Genomic DNA, 17,231 nt, shown 5'->3' on the forward strand with positions numbered 1-17,231 from the left:
CACTTAATAATAAAGGAGCAACTGCCGTGGAAGGATATTTTATTACGTTTGAGGGTGGCGAGGGTTCCGGCAAGTCATCCATTCTAAAATCAGTTGAACAAAAACTTGTGAAATCAGGCTATGATGTACTGGCAACACGTGAACCAGGAGGTATTGAAATAGCCGAGAAAATCCGTGAAATCATTCTTAATCCGGAACATACCGCAATGGATCCGCGAACTGAAGCACTCCTGTATGCCGCGGCACGCAGACAGCATTTGACTGAAAAAGTTCTGCCGGCCTTGAATGAAGGGAAAATCGTATTATGTGACCGGTTCGTTGATAGCAGCCTTGCCTATCAAGGGTTCGCCAGAGAGCTCGGAATTGATGAAGTGTTTACCGTTAACCAGTTTGCAATACAGGATCTGATGCCGGATAGGACCCTGTTTTTTGATATTAAACCAAACAAAGGCTTAGCTCGAATCGAAGCGAATAATGATCGGGAAAGAAACCGTCTCGACCTGGAAAATATCCGGTTTCATGAACACGTTTATGAAGCATATCAACTGCTTGTGTCAAAATTTCCGGAACGCATTCACGTGATTAATGCTGATCAGTCATTTGAGGAAGTTGAATCAGACACCGTTAATCATATTGTTAACGATTTAAAAAAACATGTAAAGGAGGGTGAAAACTCGTGAAGCTACTCATTGCAGTTGTTCAGGACAAAGACACCAACCGTCTTCTTGATGCATTAGGTGAAGAAAACTTCAAAATAACCAAACTTGCAACAACCGGCGGATTTTTAAAAGAAGGGAACACCACATTGATGATTGGCTGTGAGGACGGGTATGTCGATCATGCGTTAAACGTCATTCGGGATAATTGCTCCAAGCGCGAACAAATGGTAGCACCCATTTCACCAATGGGCGGCAATGCTGATTCGTATATCCCAAAACCGGTTAAAGTCGAAGTCGGCGGTGCAACTGTATTTATCCTGCCAATCGAACAATTCCTGCAGTTTTAGGTAAGATAACTGTTTCATACCGAAATCGGCTGTTTCACCGATTTCATTCAATCTGACTTCCTGCTTCTGACTTCAGCTTAAGGGGGCTGGCCTGATGAAAGTTAATCCGGAATTACAATCACAAATAGATACAGCAAATAAAACACAACGCGCACCTGTGGAAGGGCGTTTATCATTTAACGAAATGGTTCAGTCCCAAACAAATCAACTAAAACAGCAGGAAATTCAGCAACTGATGAAAAATATTACGCTGCAGGGTGACAAGCTTGCGCGTTTTCGTTCGTCGCGCGATTTGGTTAAATTCAAACGAATGGTCAAACGTTTTTTGCAGGAAACGGTATACAATGGATTTGAGTTACAAAACGCCCGTCATTTCACTATGAATGGGCGCAGTCAAAAGCTGGCGATTGTTAAAGAAGTAGACGAAAAGCTAATTGGGTTAACCGAGGAAATGATGAATGACGAGAAGAAGACTGTGGACTTGCTTGGTCTTATTGGGGATATTAAAGGCCTTTTAGTTAATTTATACACGTAGTTAAAAAAAGAGGGAAATAAATGAAAACGTGGTCTGAAGCAGCTGGAATCCAGCCATTGGCAAGCAAAATTATTACCAACAGCATTCAAAGAGACCGGATCTCCCATGCCTATTTGCTGCAGGGTGACCGCGGGACGGGAAAAGAGGCGATTGCCTTATTATTGGCAAAGACTCTTTTTTGCAATAATCGGTCTGGTGTGGAGCCTTGTCAGGAATGCAATACATGCAAGCGGATTGATTCAGGCAACCATCCTGATGTCCATTGGATTGAACCTGATGGGCGGTCCATCCGAAAAGAGCAGATTGAACATCTTCAGAAGGAGTTCAGCTATTCCGGGCTGGAATCGGATAAAAAGGTGTATGTCGCCAAAGGTGCTGACACACTGACATCGAACGCAGCCAACCGTTTATTAAAGTTCCTGGAAGAACCGGCTAAACAAACGACCGCTATTCTGATGACCGAAAACAGTTCATCGATTATACCAACGATTCGTTCACGCTGTCAGGCCATTGATTTAAAACCGCTTAATCCGGCTGCTTTCCAGGATCAATTAGTCGATAATGGTGTTTCCCGGTCAAACGCTGTTCTAATGAGTGCTTTAACCAATAATTTGGATGAAGCTATTTCCTGGAGCAAAGATGAGTGGTTTGCGCAGGCACGAAAATTAATGGTACAATTGATAGAAACGTTTTCAACCAATCCAAATGACGTTTTTTTGTTTATCCATCAGCAATGGATGCCGCATTTTAAGGAACGCACACAGCAGGAACAAGGTCTGGATTTGCTGCTGCTTGGCTTTAAGGATATACTTTATTATCATATTGGCAAAGAGGAAGATTTAGTTGTTTTTACAAGGGATGATGCAAGAATCGAAAGCCTGGTGATGTTCTTTTCACAGGAAAAGCTACTTGACATACTGAATAAACTGCTTGATGCAAAACGGAAACTCAAGCAAAATGTCCACCCGACACTTGTGATGGAGCAGCTCACCATTCAAATACAGGGGTGATTAAATGATTGAAGTTGTAGGGGTCCGTTTTAAGAAAGCTGGTAAAATATATTATTTCGATCCGGGGAACTATCATATAGATGCAGCTAATTATGTTGTGGTTGAGACCGTTCGCGGTATTGAGTTCGGAAAAGCTGTCATAACGAATAGACAGGTCGATGAGGAAGATGTTGTGCTTCCGCTTAAAAAAGTTATTCGTGTAGCAGATGAGAATGATAAAGTGACAGTCGTTGAAAACCAGGAACTTGCTGATGAAGCACTGGAGGCATGCAAGCAAAAAATTAAAGAACACCAACTGGATATGAATCTTGTTGAAGCTGAATATACATTTGATCGCAATAAGATTGTCTTTTATTTTACGGCAGAAGGTCGGGTGGACTTTCGTAACCTGGTGAAAGATCTGGCAGCAGCGTTTAAAACACGAATTGAGCTCCGGCAGATTGGTGTAAGGGACGAAGCGAAGATGTTAGGCGGCATCGGTCCATGCGGCAGAATGCTTTGCTGTTCAACGTTTCTTGGCGAATTTGAGCCAGTTTCCATTAAAATGGCAAAAGATCAGAACCTGTCATTAAATCCTGCGAAAATTTCCGGACTGTGCGGTCGTCTTATGTGCTGTCTGAAATATGAAAATGACGACTATGAAACAGCGAAACGTGAAATGCCTGATATCGGAGAGAATGTCAAAACCCCATACGGTGAAGGAAAAGTAGTCGGCCTGAACATTCTTGAACGAGTTATTCACATCGAATTACCGGAAAATGAACGCGTTATTGAATATACATTAGATGAAATGATAAATGAGGGGATTATTACAGCACAAGCCACAGAATAGTGGGGTGAAACAGCGTGTCAAAACGACAAATTTTCGATCAGGTATCCGATATGGAAACACAAATCGGTGAATTATATGAACAACTTGGCGATTTAAAGGGCAAATTAAGCAACCTCCTTGAAGACAAACACCGTCTGGAAATGGAAAATCACCATTTGCGCAGCCGTTTGGAGCAAGCAGATGACGATTTTAAGGAAAATGAAGTGGTCAAGGAAACCAGTAACATACCCGGAGAAGGTTATGATAATCTGGCAAGACTCTATGAGGAAGGATTTCATATTTGCAATGTCCATTTTGGCACGCCAAGACAGGAAGAAGATTGTTTATTTTGTCTGGAATTTCTTAATAAAACGAAAAAATGAATTGTGGGGCTGTCTCTATCCGTTAGGGACAGCTTTAGTTTACATATGGGATGAATTATGAGAGACCTGATGAGAAAATAAAGCTTGACTGCATAGATAGGGTGGAAGACGAACATGGTACAACTTTATGATGATGAGCGGCTTGATTACCTGCTGGCAGAGGATGCGATGCATATTATCCAGAGTCCGGATGTATTCGCCTTTTCCCTCGATGCTGTTTTACTGGCACATTTTGCCTATGTGCCGATAAAGAAAGGCCGTATTCTTGATTTGTGCACCGGAAATGGTGTGGTGCCGTTATTGTTATCACGCCGGACGAATGCATCGATTACAGGTGTCGAAATACAGGAAAGACTTGCAGACATGGCGACACGCAGCGTGAAATTAAATGAATTGGAAAACCGTTTAACGATGATTCATGGTGATTTAAAGGAAATGAAAACAAGGTTGGGGCACAGCACATTTGATGTGGTCACCTGCAATCCGCCATATTTTCCAACGCCTGCTAAAACAGAACTTAATCGAAATGATCATTTAACGATAGCACGGCATGAAGTTTACAGCACGCTGGAAGATGTCGTCAAAGCATGTAAACTGCATGTGCGGCCCGGCGGGAAAGTTGCCATGGTCCATCGTCCGGGCAGATTAGTGGATATAATTGCGCTATTGCGCCAATATAAAATTGAACCCAAACGCCTTCAGTTTGTTTACCCCAAACGCGGGCGGGATGCCAATATGCTTTTGATTGAAGGAATCCGGGATGGAAGTGCTGATTTGATGATTTTGCCGCCCTTGTACATTTATAATGATGACAATACTTATACAACGGAAGCAGAGGGAATTATTTATGGAAAACAATGAACATATCGTTTACATGTTAAAATGTGCGGATGATACGCTTTACACCGGCTATACGAACGATTTGGAAAACCGCCTCAGGATGCATGAGGAAGGTAAAGGAGCCAAGTACACCCGCGGCCGCGGACCATTTCAAGTGGTTTTCAGGGAAAATTTCCCGACAAAAGAAGAAGCGATGCAGCGGGAACATGAGATCAAGCAGCTTACCCGTAAAGGAAAGGCCCAATTAATCCGGGATAAGCTGAAAGAAGTGATGCAATTTGAAAAAACAAAAGAGTTTTAACAAACAGGAGCAAAATACTGTCTATGTGGTACCCACTCCCATCGGGAATCTGGAGGACATAACATTCCGTGCACTGAAGACGTTGCAGGAAGTTTCCGTCATCGCCGCGGAAGATACAAGAAATACAAAAAAATTACTCAGTCACTTTGAAATCGCAACACCGCTCATCAGTTACCACGAACATAATAAGGAAAGCCGTGGGAGGCAACTGCTGCAACGACTGGAAAAGGGTGAATCGATTGCTGTTGTGAGTGATGCGGGTATGCCGGGTATATCAGATCCGGGTTACGAATTGGTGCAGGCGGCAATTGACGCAGACTATCCGGTAGTTGTTTTGCCCGGGGCGAACGCTGCGTTATGCGCATTGATTGGGTCAGGGCTGCCATCGGGCGAGTTTTTGTTTTATGGTTTCCTGCCGCGCAAAAAGAAGGAAAAAGAGGCGGAACTGGAACGGTTAAAGCATAGTCAGGCGACATTGCTGCTGTATGAATCCCCGTACAGAGTAAAAGATACGCTAAACATGCTGAAGGCCCATCTTGGCAATCGTCAGGTCTCAGTGGCGCGCGAACTGACCAAAAAATTTGAAGAGTACATACGCGGAACAGTAGAGGAACTAATAGCCTGGTCTAAAAACACCGAATTGAAGGGTGAATTTTGTCTGGTGATTGAAGGAACAACCCGTGATTCAGCACAGGAAAATGACCTTTGGTGGAGCAGCCTTTCAATCGTTGAGCATGTCAATTATTACATGGATGAAGCTGATCTTTCCAGCAAAGAGGCCATTAAACGTGTTACAAGAGACCGCAATATGGCCAAACGCGATGTCTACCAAGCATACCATATTGATCAGTAAAAATAGTGTTTCAATAAAAACAGCTGACGTGGGAGAACCAATGCGTCAGCCGTTTTTCTCACATACAATTGGTTGTTTATATACAGGATTGTGTTATTTGTCTAATTGTGATTGGATTTCGTCAATAAGTTGTTCTGCTCCCTCAGGACTCAGAACGATTTGACCATTGGCCAATGTGAGGTTATCATCAGATGTTTCCCCGGTAATTTGACACGTCATGTTTGGCGTATACTTTTTCAATACAACTTTGTCATCATCAATATAAATCTCCAGCGCATCTTTCTCTTGGATATCAAGTGTGCGTCGTAATTCAATCGGAAGGACAATCCGTCCAAGTTCATCAACCTTCCGCACAATCCCGGTAGATTTCATTATTCCATTTCTCCCCTCTTATGGTTTTGTAACTTTACTGCCATTCTAAAATTTTTCGGCATGTTTCGACACTTACTTATGGAATATAGTACCAACCTTCGTCACGGGTGTCAATAAATATGCGAAAGAAGATAAAAATAAATTTGAAAATTAGCTTAACTAAACAAATGATGCATTTTTTGATAAAATGACTTTTATCAGAAACATATCCAGATAATTGTGTGTGCAAAAGGGCTGTCATTGGAAAACCTGTTAAAAAGCGCTACAATAGAAATCATGATTAGGAGGTAAGTCAATGCCAACTGAAAAGAAAACATTCTATATCACCACACCAATCTATTATCCAAGCGGCAATTTACACATAGGTCATGCCTATTCGACAGTTGCCGGCGATGCAATGGCCCGATACAAGCGTCTGCGTGGCTATGATGTCATGTATTTGACCGGGACGGATGAGCATGGGCAGAAAATTCAGCGTAAAGCGCATGAACAAGGTATGGAACCACAGGAATATGTCGATGGAATTGTCAGCAGTATCCAGGATCTATGGAAAAAGCTGAAGATCACCCATGATGATTTTATCCGGACAACTGAAGACCGTCATAAAAAAGTGGTGGCACAAATCTTTGACAAGCTGGTACAACAGGGAGATATTTACCTGGATCAATATGAAGGCTGGTATTGTACATCGTGCGAATCCTTTTTCACAGAACGCCAGCTTGACGACGGTCACTGTCCCGATTGTGGTGACCCGGTTGAGAAGGTCAAAGAGGAATCGTATTTCTTTAAAATGAGCAAGTATGTTGATCGGCTTCTGGAATTTTATGAGGAAAATCCGGAATTCATTCAGCCGGAAACCCGGAAAAATGAAATGCTGAATAACTTTATTAAGCCGGGACTTGAAGATCTTGCTGTTTCCCGTACCACTTTTGACTGGGGTGTTAAAGTCCCGGGTGATCCGAAGCATGTCATTTATGTTTGGATTGATGCGTTGAGCAACTATATAACGGCGCTTGGTTACGGGACAGATGACAATGAGCTGTATCAAAAATACTGGCCTGCTGATGTGCACTTAATGAGTAAGGAAATTGTCCGTTTCCACACGATTTACTGGCCAATTATGCTGATGGCATTGGATTTGCCATTACCGAAGAAAGTATTCTCGCATGGCTGGATTTTGATGAAGGATGGAAAAATGTCCAAGTCAAAGGGAAATGTGGTCGATCCTGTCCAATTGACTGACGTGTACGGACTTGATGCGCTGCGCTATTATTTATTACGTGAAGTTCCATTCGGTTCGGACGGTGTCTTTACGCCGGAAGGGTTTGTTGAGCGGACGAACTATGACCTGGCAAACGATCTTGGCAACTTATTGAATCGTACCATTGCCATGGTCAGTAAATATTTTGACGGTAAGATGCCAGCATACATTGCGGCTGAGACCGACATTGAACAATCACTGGAGCAGCTGCAGCAGGATACGATTCAAAACGTGGAGAAAGCTATGGATGATATGCAATTTTCAGTAGCCTTATCCTCACTGTGGCAGCTGATCAGCCGTACCAATAAATACATCGATGAAACAGAACCATGGAAGCTTGCAAAAGATGAAGCGAACAAAGACCGGCTAGGAAATGTGATGGCACACCTTGCTGAATCACTAAGGAAGATTGCCCTTATGCTGCAGCCATTCTTAACGGAAGCTCCCGGGGAAATTTTCAGGCAGCTGGGAGTCAAAGATGATTCATTAAAAGAATGGGACAGCCTCGATAATGATGGAGCTATTGAAGCAGGTACTGAGGTTCAAAAGGGACAGCCGATCTTCCCGCGCCTCGATGTTGATAAAGAAGTTCAGGCGATTAAGGCAATGATGCAGAAACCGGCTCAGGAGAAAGAGGAACAAAATACACAAGTGCCGGAACAAAAAGCAGAAGTTGCTATTGATGATTTCATGAAACTTGATATGCGGGTTGCAGAAGTTTTAAAAGCAGAATCGGTGAAGGGTGCCGATAAACTGCTGAAGCTTCAACTTGACGTTGGCACCGATAAACGGCAGATTGTATCGGGAATTGCCGACTATTATAAACCGGAAGAACTTATCGGCAAAAAAGTTATCTGTATCACAAACCTGAAACCTGTTAAGCTTCGGGGTGAGATGTCAGAGGGAATGGTTCTTTCCGGAGAGGATGAAAATGGAGAGCTTGCTCTGGCTTCTGTTGAACAGGCATTGCCGAATGGTTCTGTCGTGAAATAGCAGGATAAACGAGACAAATATGGAAAAAGGTCAGCTCAGGTGAGTTTGGCCTTTTCTGTATGAAGGAGTGTTGATATGTTATTCGATACACATGTGCATTTAAATGCGGACCAGTTTTTTGAAGATCGGGATGAAACGATTCAGCGTGCATTTGATAACGGTGTGAACTATATGGTTGTTGTCGGGTTTGACCGTGAGACAATTCCCCTTGCGATTGAAATCGCGGAACAATATGAAACCATCTATGCCGCTGTTGGCTGGCATCCGGTTGATGCAGTGGATATGACGGAAGAAGATTTGTCATGGATTGAGGAGCTTTCTTCACATCCGAAAGTAGTTGCGCTCGGTGAAATGGGCTTGGACTATCATTGGGATAAATCCCCGGAGAAGGTGCAGAAAGATGTTTTTCGTAAACAAATTGCATTGGCTAAGAAAGTCAATATGCCGATTATCATCCATAACCGGGAAGCCACAGAGGATATTATGAAGGTATTACAAGAAGAGGATGCAAAAGAAGTCGGTGGCATTATGCACTGCTACAACGATTCCGCTGAATATGTGCAGTCATTTCTTGATATGGACTTTTATATTTCACTCGGAGGCCCAGTTACCTTTAAAAATGCAAAATTGCCGAAAGATGTGGCGGTTGAAGTGCCACTGGACCGCTTATTGGTCGAAACCGATGCACCATTTTTGGCTCCGCACCCAAATCGCGGTAAACGCAATGAACCATCATATGTCAAACTGGTCGCCGAAAAAATTGCCGAACTGCGGGACATGCCGTTTGATGAGTTAAGCAGAATTACGACAAAAAACGCCTTTACTTTTTTCAATATCGATGAAAAAGCGTGAAATGTGTTGTAAACAAATATAATAGGTTGTAAAAACAGTGTATTTAAGAGAAGCCTAATAAAAAAGTTAAACAAGGATTTTCTAAAAGAGACCTGGCAATATTGCCGGTCTCTTTTTTGCTGGAACATTGACACACCAATGCTTAAACAAGGTTGTCATATGGTGGTTACTTTTTGTAATTTAATTGTAAACAAACCGTAAACGGATTTTCGTTGTAATTGCATAGTACTGTTACTATAATCAAAATCACGTTGAAAGGAGGCAAAAAGCATGAATTTTATTTCAAAGCTATTGCCGAACTCAGCTCGGAAATGGGTTCTGTCTGGGGTTGGATTGTTAGCACTGATTGCTTTTTCAGGGTTTATCTTTGCTGAGGCAACCAAAGCAGAAGTAATTATCACCGATAATGGCGAAAAACAAACCATTACGACAAACGCAGATACTGTTGAAGAACTGCTCGCTGAAGCAGGCATCACGTACTCCAAACATGATGAACTTTCTCAAGACATAGATGCAGCAATAGAAGATGGAATGACGATTACATACGAGACGGCTCATAAGGTAACTGTTTTAATCGACGGCAATGAAAAGGACTATTATACGACTGCCGATAACATCGGCGAATTTCTTAATGAAAATAGTATAAGCGTTTCGGATCATGATGACACATCACATGAAAGAAATGCCGCTATCAGTGATGGAATGAAATACACCATTGATAAAGCTTTTCAGGTAACCATCAATGATGGCGATAACGAGGAAGAAGTCTGGACGACTGGTGGAACAGTCGGAGAACTTCTGAAAACGAACGACATTTCCCTGGATGATGAAGACGAATTAAAGCCGGATAAAGATTCGGAGGTAAAAGAGGATAATCCGATAACGATCACCCGTGTTGAGAAGGTGACGGATGAAGTAAAGGAAACGGTTGACTATCAAGTTGAAGAACGGGAAGACAGCAGCCTGGAAAAAGGAAAAGAAAAGGTCATTGCTCAAGGCCAGGAAGGTGTTCTTGTCAAAACGTTTGAAATAACGAAAGAAAATGGAGAAGAAGTCAGCCGCGATCTGATTGATGAAGAAGTGGAGCAGGAAAGCGAAAAACGTATCGTTGCACTCGGTAAGAAAGAAAACGAACCAGATTCAAATCTAACAACCTTATCGAGTGAAAGCAGCAATAATACTGATAATAATAGTGGTAATGATACCGATAATAATAATGAAGGCGAAAAAACGATGCATATGAATGCAACTGCTTATACGGTTGACTGTATTGGGTGCAATGGCAATGGTTATACAGCAACCGGCATTAATTTGCGAAATAACCCGAACGTTGTGTCAGTGGATCCAAATGTTATCCCATTAGGGTCCAAGGTCTGGGTTGAAGGATATGGAGAAGCCATTGCCGGCGATACCGGCGGCCATATTAAAGGAAACCGGATAGATCTTCACCTTGAGTCACAGAGTGAGGCCGAAAGTTTTGGCCGGAAAACAGTGGAAGTCAGGATTCTTGATTAAAATACGTTGAAAGGCCTTCTTTTAAAGGTGATTGAAGCGGGTCTGTTTACCTGTTGCTGATAAAATGCTCCTGCCATGATATAGTGGCAGGAGCATTATTATTTCCGGCACGTAATAGTAAGTTGCAACAACAGCGGCTAACTGACCATAAATTGCGACGTAGAGAAATAATGGTTGAGAGGAGGAACACCGCTCCGGAAATACGCTCCGCTGTTTTGTGCTTTATAATCACATTTCTTGTGTAATCAACAAAGCACTTGTGTCGCAGTTTACATCGACTACGAGGCTAAAATGCATCAAAGTTTACGTACGAAAAGAGGAATGAGCGTGAAAGTTAAAGAAGTTATTGTTGTTGAAGGTCGCGATGATACAGCTAAAATCCGGCAGGCAGTTGATGCAGATACGATTGAGACAAATGGCTCTGCGGTCGGTGATGCCGTTATAAAACAGATCAGGCATGCACAAACTAAACGTGGTATCATTATTTTTACCGATCCGGATTATCCCGGTAATCGGATTCGTCATATTATCGATCAGGCGATTCCCGGCTGCAAACATGCATTTTTACCCCGTAAAGCTGCCATTGCCAAAAATCCTGATAATAAAAGTCTCGGGATTGAACATGCATCAGCTGCGGCAATTCGGCAGGCACTCCAAGGCGTTTATTCATTATCCGAAGAAGACCATTCAGAGATTACGCGAGAAGATTTGATTTCTGCCGGACTGATTGGTGGTCCAAAAGCCAGTGCCAGACGGGAACGCCTCGGTGAATTATTGCAAATCGGCCATACGAACGGCAAACAACTGCTAAAACGGCTTACGATGTTTCAAATTACAAAAGATCAATTCGATAAGACCATGCGTCAGGTAATCCAGGAGGAAAATAATGGGAGTTAAATGGATTGCAACACCTAAACGGACGAAAGAGATACTGGAGACATACAATTTTTCCTTTAAAAAAAGTTTAGGGCAGAATTTTATCATTGACACTAATATTCTCATCAATATCATTCAGAAGGCTGATATTGATAAACGGGCAGGTGCCATTGAAATTGGTCCGGGTATCGGTGCTTTAACCGAGCAATTAGCTATTCATGCAGACAAGGTGATCGCATATGAAATTGATCAGCGTTTGCTCCCTGTATTGGATAACACATTAGCTGCCTACAATAATATTCATGTGATTCATCAGGATATTCTGGAAGCAAACGTCATTGACATGATCGGAGACCATTTCACACCTGATCAGCCTATTCATGTCGTTGCGAATCTCCCATATTACATAACCACACCAATACTGATGAAATTGCTGCGTGAGGATTTGCCGGTAGCCGATTTTACGGTCATGATTCAAAAAGAGGTTGCCGAGCGGATCGCTGCAAAACCTAACAGTAAAAGCTATGGTTCGTTGTCGATTGCCATGCAGTATTACACGCGGACAGAAGTGGTTATGAACGTCCCTAAAAGTGTATTTAGGCCACCGCCAAAAGTTGATTCCAGTGTTTTAAAACTGACCAGAAGAGATAGTGCGCCTGTTCAGGTAGCCGATGAGGATTATTTTTTTGCCATTGTACAAGCGTGTTTTGCACAGCGGCGAAAAACATTGCGGAATAACTTAATCCGGCATTTTAAATCATTAATTGACAAACAAACGATTTCAAACGCATTGCAGGATGCCGGCATTGATGAAACACGGCGTGGTGAATCCCTGACCATGCAGGAATTTGCCGCGTTAGCTAATGCTTTTTATCAGATAACGGAAAGAGATGGATGAAACTCATGGCTTTACCGTTTGTTGAGGTGAATGCCGGTGTAAATTTTCTTTGAATAAGATGTGGAATTTAGTGACACGTCTGCTGAATGTTCTTCTAAAAATAGCCTGTTCAGGGTTTTGGATATACGCACAGTCATGCAGCTGCCTACATAGTCTGTAGTTAGAGAAATGTTTTTCATCCGTAACAGAGGCTGTGAGGTGGCTTTATGAGTTTTTCAATAGGTGAACGTGTCACACGAAAATCATATAATCACGATTTGTTGTTCCGTATTGCATCGATTACCGGTGATACCGCTATATTGCACGGGGAAGATATTCGTCTTGCAGCAGATGCCTCTTTGGATGATTTAGTGCATATCAAAGAGACGGATTTGGCGAAGCGGAAACAGAAAGGAAAAGAGCAGGAGGAACTGTCTTACCGATTGTTTCGCCAGGATTACCAGTTAATGAAAGAAAAGCGCGAATACCAGTCAGGTGACGGATACCAGCATACAGCCGGTTTTTTTCAATTACCGGCCAGGGTCCTCCACGTCGATGGTGATCGCACCTATCTCAGAAAATGCACTGAATTATATAATCGAGTAGGGCTCCAGGTGAATGGCGTCCATGTCCATGAAAAGGAAATGCCGCACGAAATCGGCTCTCTCGTGGACAGAATTCAGCCTAATATTATCGTGATAACCGGTCATGATGCTTTTTCCAGAAATAAAGGGCAGAAGAACGATCTCCGTGCCTATCGTCATTCCAGGTATTTTGCTGAAACTGTCGAGGTGATCAGACAAAAGAACCCACGTCTGGATGAATTGGTGATATTTGCTGGTGCCTGTCAATCTCATTTTGAGTCGTTAATCAGGGCGGGAGCGAATTTTGCCAGCTCTCCATCAAGAATTAATATTCATGCATTGGACCCGGTTTATATTGCAGCTAAAATTGCCTATACACCATTTATGGAAAAAATCAGTGTATGGGATGCATTGCGCAACACATTAACTGGTGAAAAAGGTATGGGCGGTGTGGAAACGAGAGGACTCCTGCGAACAGGGATGCCCTATATACCGGAAGAAGATGATGGTGATTAATATTAAATGTACGTGATGGAATCGGTGTCAAGCCGATTCCTGCCCTTTCCGACCTCCGACTTCTGATATCTTCCCTCTGTTACATACATAATTTGTTAACAATTTGTAATAATAAAGGAAGAAAGGTAATTTTTATTGTTGACATTAAAAAAGCTATGCTGTTATAATATAATGTTTTATTTGACTGTTATACAAGCATATGCTATTATTGAGTGTGAGTGAGGTGGAGTATAGTGAAAACATTAATCGAAATTAAGCAAGGTCTTGAATGTCACGTTGGTCAGCGGTTGCGCCTGAAGGCAAACGGTGGCAGGCGAAGAACAATTGAACGCTGCGGCATATTGGCGGAAACATATCCTTCCGTTTTTATTGTTGAACTGGATCAGGACGAGAATGCATTCGAACGTGTTTCATACAGCTATGCCGACGTTTTAACCGAGACAGTGGAATTAAGTTTCCAGGATGAGAATACGATGATTGCCGAGCAGTAAACAAGCGTTTGCTGCTTATTTTTATGGTTGATCTTATATAGTATAGCCCTGAAAAAACTGCTCGAAACCGCGTCTCTTTTAAAGTTTGGCAGGTTGAATGCGAAAATATGCTTAAATAAAACAATCCGCCAAAATAAATATTTCCTTTTTTGTATACATATAACGGGTGTTTCTTTTGTTCATGAGACATAAACTATGGGTGTCGTAATCACTCTTTACAGGAAAGGGGATGTTCTTTCATGGCTGGACGAGGTGGCGCAATGTCAGATCAGTTGAAAGAAGAAATTGCCAAAGAGTTAGGCTTTTACGACACTGTACAACAGGAAGGCTGGGGCGGTATTAGAGCAAAGGATGCCGGGAATATGGTGAAACGCGCAATAGAAAAAGCCGAGCAAAACATGAAGTGAAGAGAGGCAGACCCTTAAATGGGTTTGCCCTTTTTAAAGTCAAGGAAAAACGCGATAAAGTTAGCTGGAGCCGAATTTTCTGCTGAAGGTCGCTACTGCTGGTTGAATATGGTACAATTTGCTGTAAGTTTTATATTTCGGAAAATGTGTACAATCCCTTGTTTGTAAAGTGGTGATAGAGATGGTTTTATATGAACGGGCGCCGGCTAAAATTAACTTATCACTTGATGTCCTTGGAAAGCGCGAAGACGGGTTTCATGAAGTGGAAATGGTTATGACGACTGTCGATTTGGCTGACCGTATTGAATTATATAGCATTAATGACGATATGATTGAGGTTTCCACCGATAATCAGTACGTCCCAAATGATGAACGTAATCTGGCATATCAGGCTGCGCTTGTTTTAAAAAATAGATACCAATTACATCAGGGTGTTCGAATTAATATTCAAAAAAACATCCCCGTATCAGCAGGGCTTGGCGGAGGAAGCAGTGATGCAGCTGCAGTACTGCGCGGTTTGAATCGAATGTGGTCAGTTGGTGCATCAAAGGATGAATTGATCGACCTTGGTGCAGTTCTCGGATCAGATGTTCCTTTTTGTATTTTAGGAACAACCGCACTCGGAACGGGTCATGGCGAGAAAATACACACACTGCCTTCACCACCTGTTTGTTATGTTGTACTGGCAAAACCTGATATCGGCATTTCAACCAGACATATTTTTCCCAGAGTTACCATGGATAAACTGACACATCCACAAACAGATGCCGTTATTCAATCCTTGGAGGAAAAAAATTTTGACAAGCTATGCCATCATATCGGCAACGCCCTGGAAAGTGTCACGTTTCCTTTATATCCGGAAGTAAAGCGGATTAAGGATAAGATGCTTCAAACGGGAGCAGCCGGTGCAGTGATGAGCGGAAGCGGTCCTACTGTTGTAGGGCTCACCAGACATTTCAGTAAAGCGAAACGTATTTACAACGGATTAAGAGGTTTTTGCAGTGAGGTTTACATTGTTCAGCAGCTGGATCGGCATTAATATCTTGAACAAATACGTATGATAATGATATATTTATCTAAAATATTCGGTTATAAGTAAGAGGTGGCATATGAAAAGAAGTGATCGTTTAGTATCCTTAACGAATTATTTTTTAGAAAACCCCAGAGAACATACGTCATTACCGTATTTTAGTGATAAATATGGTGCGGCAAAGTCATCTGTCAGTGAAGATCTGGATATCATTGACCGCATCATGCAGGAGGAAGGTATCGGACGCCTGCAGACACTTCCCGGAGCATCAGGAGGTGTCAGTTTTATACCTGGATTTTCCACCGAAAAACAAAACAAATTTATTGATGAACTCTGCACGACATTACAAGATCCCTCCCGTATTCTTCCCGGCGGTTATTTATACATGAGTGATATTTTAGGTAATCCGAATATGGTTAAAGAAATCGGCCGTATATTAGCATCAGCTTTTTCCGATTTGGAAATTGATGTGATCATGACGGTAGCAACGAAAGGAATTCCGCTTGCTTATGCGGCAGCATCTGTATTGAATGTACCGGTTATTATTGTCAGGCGTGATCCGCGAGTGACAGAAGGGTCATCTGTCAGCATAAATTATGTTTCAGGGTCATCACGGAAAATCCAGACAATGGTCCTGCCGACAAGAAGCCTGCAGGATAATGCCAACGTTTGTATCATTGATGATTTTATGAAAGCAGGCGGCACAATTAACGGAATGATAAGTCTGCTCAATGAGTTCAACGCCAATGTACAAGCGATCGGTGTTCTGGCGGAAGCAGATGATGAAGAAGATGAACGTGTGGTAGAGGATTACACATCCCTGGTGAAAATTACCAATGTCGATATGAAACAAAAAACGATTAAGGTACAGCCGGGCAATATTGCTGAAATCTCATGACACGTTTCATTGAAAGTCCATACTCCCTTTTGCACACAGCATAAGTGGCCGATAAAGGCAACTATGAGTCTTTGACCAGTATTATTTTTAAGAGGTGAAAATTATAAATTCAGGATGACGTTTTTAATACTGAAATCGGCTAACTCGCCGATTTCTGCCAATCTGACCTCCTACCTCTGGCATCTGAAAACACGTATCAGCGTTTTTTCTTAAGAAGGCAATATTTTCTAAAATTTTTTTAATGAATAGGCAGGATTTCTCATTTTTTTGTTGAAATATGGTATTAAGTTCAAAAGGGAAAAGGTGGTGAAACATCATGGAAGTTACTGACGTTAGATTACGCCGCGTAAACACAGAGGGGAGAATGCGAGCAATTGCCTCGATTACCATGGATGAGGAATTTGTCGTTCATGATATCCGGGTGATTGATGGCAATAATGGATTGTTTGTGGCTATGCCTTCCAAGCGTACGCCTGATGGTGAATTCAGGGATATCGCTCACCCGATCAATTCTAATACTCGCGGTAAGATACAGGATGCAGTATTAGAAGAGTACCATCGCGCAGGAGATTCAGATGAAAAATACGAGGAAGCCGGGGCATCCTAAATCTCACATTCAACAAGAGGTCTAATCTGCAGACAGGTTAGCCTTCTTTTTTTGTCTTTCATAAAACAAATTTTAAAAAAATACTGGTATTTAACTCACAGCCTGCATGCCCCTTCATACCAAGTTTTTCTTCTTTCCGCAAACATTAAATCTGTTGAAATCAACCCATTTTTAAGATATATTCATAATGGATAAATGAAATGGAGGATTCTT

21 protein-coding genes are annotated in these 17,231 nt (G+C 42.2%); 20 read left to right on the forward strand and 1 reads right to left on the reverse strand.

Annotation, left to right across the window (positions count from 1 at the left end; translation table 11 throughout):
* Window positions 1-26: 26 nt before the first annotated feature.
* From tmk to rsmI, 9 genes are all read left to right on the forward strand, one after another.
* On the forward strand, window positions 27-680 hold the full coding sequence (gene tmk / locus Len3610_RS15975; protein ID WP_176448829.1) for a dTMP kinase: 654 nt from the start codon (window positions 27-29) through the stop codon (window positions 678-680).
* On the forward strand, window positions 677-1,006 hold the full coding sequence (locus Len3610_RS15980; protein WP_176448830.1) for a cyclic-di-AMP receptor: 330 nt from the start codon (window positions 677-679) through the stop codon (window positions 1,004-1,006). Before tmk ends, Len3610_RS15980 begins: the two co-directional genes overlap by 4 nt.
* 94 nt (window positions 1,007-1,100) lie before the next feature.
* On the forward strand, window positions 1,101-1,541 hold the full coding sequence (locus Len3610_RS15985; RefSeq protein ID WP_176448831.1) for a YaaR family protein: 441 nt from the start codon (window positions 1,101-1,103) through the stop codon (window positions 1,539-1,541).
* A gap of 20 nt (window positions 1,542-1,561) precedes the next feature.
* Window positions 1,562-2,551 carry a DNA polymerase III subunit delta' gene (gene holB / locus Len3610_RS15990; protein WP_176448832.1) on the forward strand — a complete coding sequence of 330 codons (990 nt, stop codon included), beginning with the start codon at window positions 1,562-1,564 and terminating at the stop codon, window positions 2,549-2,551.
* A 4-nt stretch (window positions 2,552-2,555) separates the two neighbouring features.
* Window positions 2,556-3,383 carry a PSP1 domain-containing protein gene (locus Len3610_RS15995; protein ID WP_176448833.1) on the forward strand — a complete coding sequence of 276 codons (828 nt, stop codon included), beginning with the start codon at window positions 2,556-2,558 and terminating at the stop codon, window positions 3,381-3,383.
* A gap of 14 nt (window positions 3,384-3,397) precedes the next feature.
* Window positions 3,398-3,745, forward strand: coding sequence for a DNA replication initiation control protein YabA (gene yabA, locus Len3610_RS16000; RefSeq protein ID WP_176448834.1), 348 nt, complete (start codon window positions 3,398-3,400; stop codon window positions 3,743-3,745).
* A gap of 114 nt (window positions 3,746-3,859) precedes the next feature.
* The gene (locus Len3610_RS16005) at window positions 3,860-4,606 is read left to right on the forward strand and encodes a tRNA1(Val) (adenine(37)-N6)-methyltransferase (RefSeq protein WP_176448835.1); all 747 of its coding nucleotides are present in this window, start codon (window positions 3,860-3,862) and stop codon (window positions 4,604-4,606) included.
* The gene (locus Len3610_RS16010) at window positions 4,593-4,886 is read left to right on the forward strand and encodes a GIY-YIG nuclease family protein (protein ID WP_176448836.1); all 294 of its coding nucleotides are present in this window, start codon (window positions 4,593-4,595) and stop codon (window positions 4,884-4,886) included. The genes Len3610_RS16005 and Len3610_RS16010 overlap by 14 nt, the downstream gene beginning before the upstream one ends.
* The gene (gene rsmI, locus Len3610_RS16015) at window positions 4,864-5,739 is read left to right on the forward strand and encodes a 16S rRNA (cytidine(1402)-2'-O)-methyltransferase (RefSeq protein ID WP_176448837.1); all 876 of its coding nucleotides are present in this window, start codon (window positions 4,864-4,866) and stop codon (window positions 5,737-5,739) included. The genes Len3610_RS16010 and rsmI overlap by 23 nt, the downstream gene beginning before the upstream one ends.
* A gap of 93 nt (window positions 5,740-5,832) precedes the next feature.
* Here the strand turns inward: rsmI and Len3610_RS16020 are convergent, their stop codons facing one another.
* Window positions 5,833-6,111, reverse strand: coding sequence for a transition state genes transcriptional regulator AbrB (locus Len3610_RS16020; RefSeq protein WP_176448838.1), 279 nt, complete (start codon window positions 6,109-6,111; stop codon window positions 5,833-5,835).
* A gap of 295 nt (window positions 6,112-6,406) precedes the next feature.
* Here Len3610_RS16020 and metG point away from each other — a divergent pair, with 295 nt between their 5' ends.
* The 11 genes from metG to spoVG all read left to right on the forward strand — a co-directional run bounded on the left by metG (window position 6,407) and on the right by spoVG (window position 17,018).
* Window positions 6,407-8,365, forward strand: coding sequence for a methionine--tRNA ligase (gene metG, locus Len3610_RS16025; protein ID WP_176448839.1), 1,959 nt, complete (start codon window positions 6,407-6,409; stop codon window positions 8,363-8,365).
* Between the two features lie 75 nt (window positions 8,366-8,440).
* Window positions 8,441-9,217: a TatD family hydrolase gene (locus Len3610_RS16030; RefSeq protein ID WP_176448840.1), complete on the forward strand. Its 777-nt coding sequence runs from the start codon at window positions 8,441-8,443 to the stop codon at window positions 9,215-9,217.
* Window positions 9,218-9,487: 270 nt separating this feature from the next.
* Complete coding sequence (locus tag Len3610_RS16035) at window positions 9,488-10,732, forward strand: resuscitation-promoting factor (RefSeq protein ID WP_176448841.1); 1,245 nt, start codon at window positions 9,488-9,490, stop codon at window positions 10,730-10,732.
* 327 nt (window positions 10,733-11,059) lie between these two features.
* On the forward strand, window positions 11,060-11,629 hold the full coding sequence (gene rnmV / locus Len3610_RS16040) for a ribonuclease M5 (RefSeq protein ID WP_176448842.1): 570 nt from the start codon (window positions 11,060-11,062) through the stop codon (window positions 11,627-11,629).
* A complete protein-coding gene (rsmA, locus tag Len3610_RS16045; protein WP_176448843.1) occupies window positions 11,619-12,506 on the forward strand; it encodes a 16S rRNA (adenine(1518)-N(6)/adenine(1519)-N(6))-dimethyltransferase RsmA in 888 nt (295 codons plus the stop codon). The genes rnmV and rsmA overlap by 11 nt, the downstream gene beginning before the upstream one ends.
* Before the next feature lie 206 nt (window positions 12,507-12,712).
* On the forward strand, window positions 12,713-13,585 hold the full coding sequence (gene yabG, locus Len3610_RS16050) for a sporulation peptidase YabG (protein WP_176448844.1): 873 nt from the start codon (window positions 12,713-12,715) through the stop codon (window positions 13,583-13,585).
* Between the two features lie 230 nt (window positions 13,586-13,815).
* Window positions 13,816-14,076, forward strand: coding sequence for a biofilm formation stimulator Veg (veg, locus tag Len3610_RS16055; protein ID WP_176449716.1), 261 nt, complete (start codon window positions 13,816-13,818; stop codon window positions 14,074-14,076).
* A gap of 239 nt (window positions 14,077-14,315) precedes the next feature.
* The gene (locus Len3610_RS16060) at window positions 14,316-14,483 is read left to right on the forward strand and encodes a small, acid-soluble spore protein, alpha/beta type (RefSeq protein WP_176448845.1); all 168 of its coding nucleotides are present in this window, start codon (window positions 14,316-14,318) and stop codon (window positions 14,481-14,483) included.
* Between the two features lie 181 nt (window positions 14,484-14,664).
* The gene (ispE, locus tag Len3610_RS16065) at window positions 14,665-15,522 is read left to right on the forward strand and encodes a 4-(cytidine 5'-diphospho)-2-C-methyl-D-erythritol kinase (RefSeq protein WP_176448846.1); all 858 of its coding nucleotides are present in this window, start codon (window positions 14,665-14,667) and stop codon (window positions 15,520-15,522) included.
* Between the two features lie 70 nt (window positions 15,523-15,592).
* The gene (gene purR / locus Len3610_RS16070; protein WP_176448847.1) at window positions 15,593-16,411 is read left to right on the forward strand and encodes a pur operon repressor; all 819 of its coding nucleotides are present in this window, start codon (window positions 15,593-15,595) and stop codon (window positions 16,409-16,411) included.
* A 316-nt stretch (window positions 16,412-16,727) separates the two neighbouring features.
* Window positions 16,728-17,018, forward strand: coding sequence for a septation regulator SpoVG (gene spoVG, locus Len3610_RS16075; protein WP_176448848.1), 291 nt, complete (start codon window positions 16,728-16,730; stop codon window positions 17,016-17,018).
* Window positions 17,019-17,231: the final 213 nt, after the last annotated feature.

This window comes from Lentibacillus sp. CBA3610 (assembly GCF_013373365.1).
In the GTDB taxonomy this organism is placed as follows: domain Bacteria; phylum Bacillota; class Bacilli; order Bacillales; family Amphibacillaceae; genus Lentibacillus.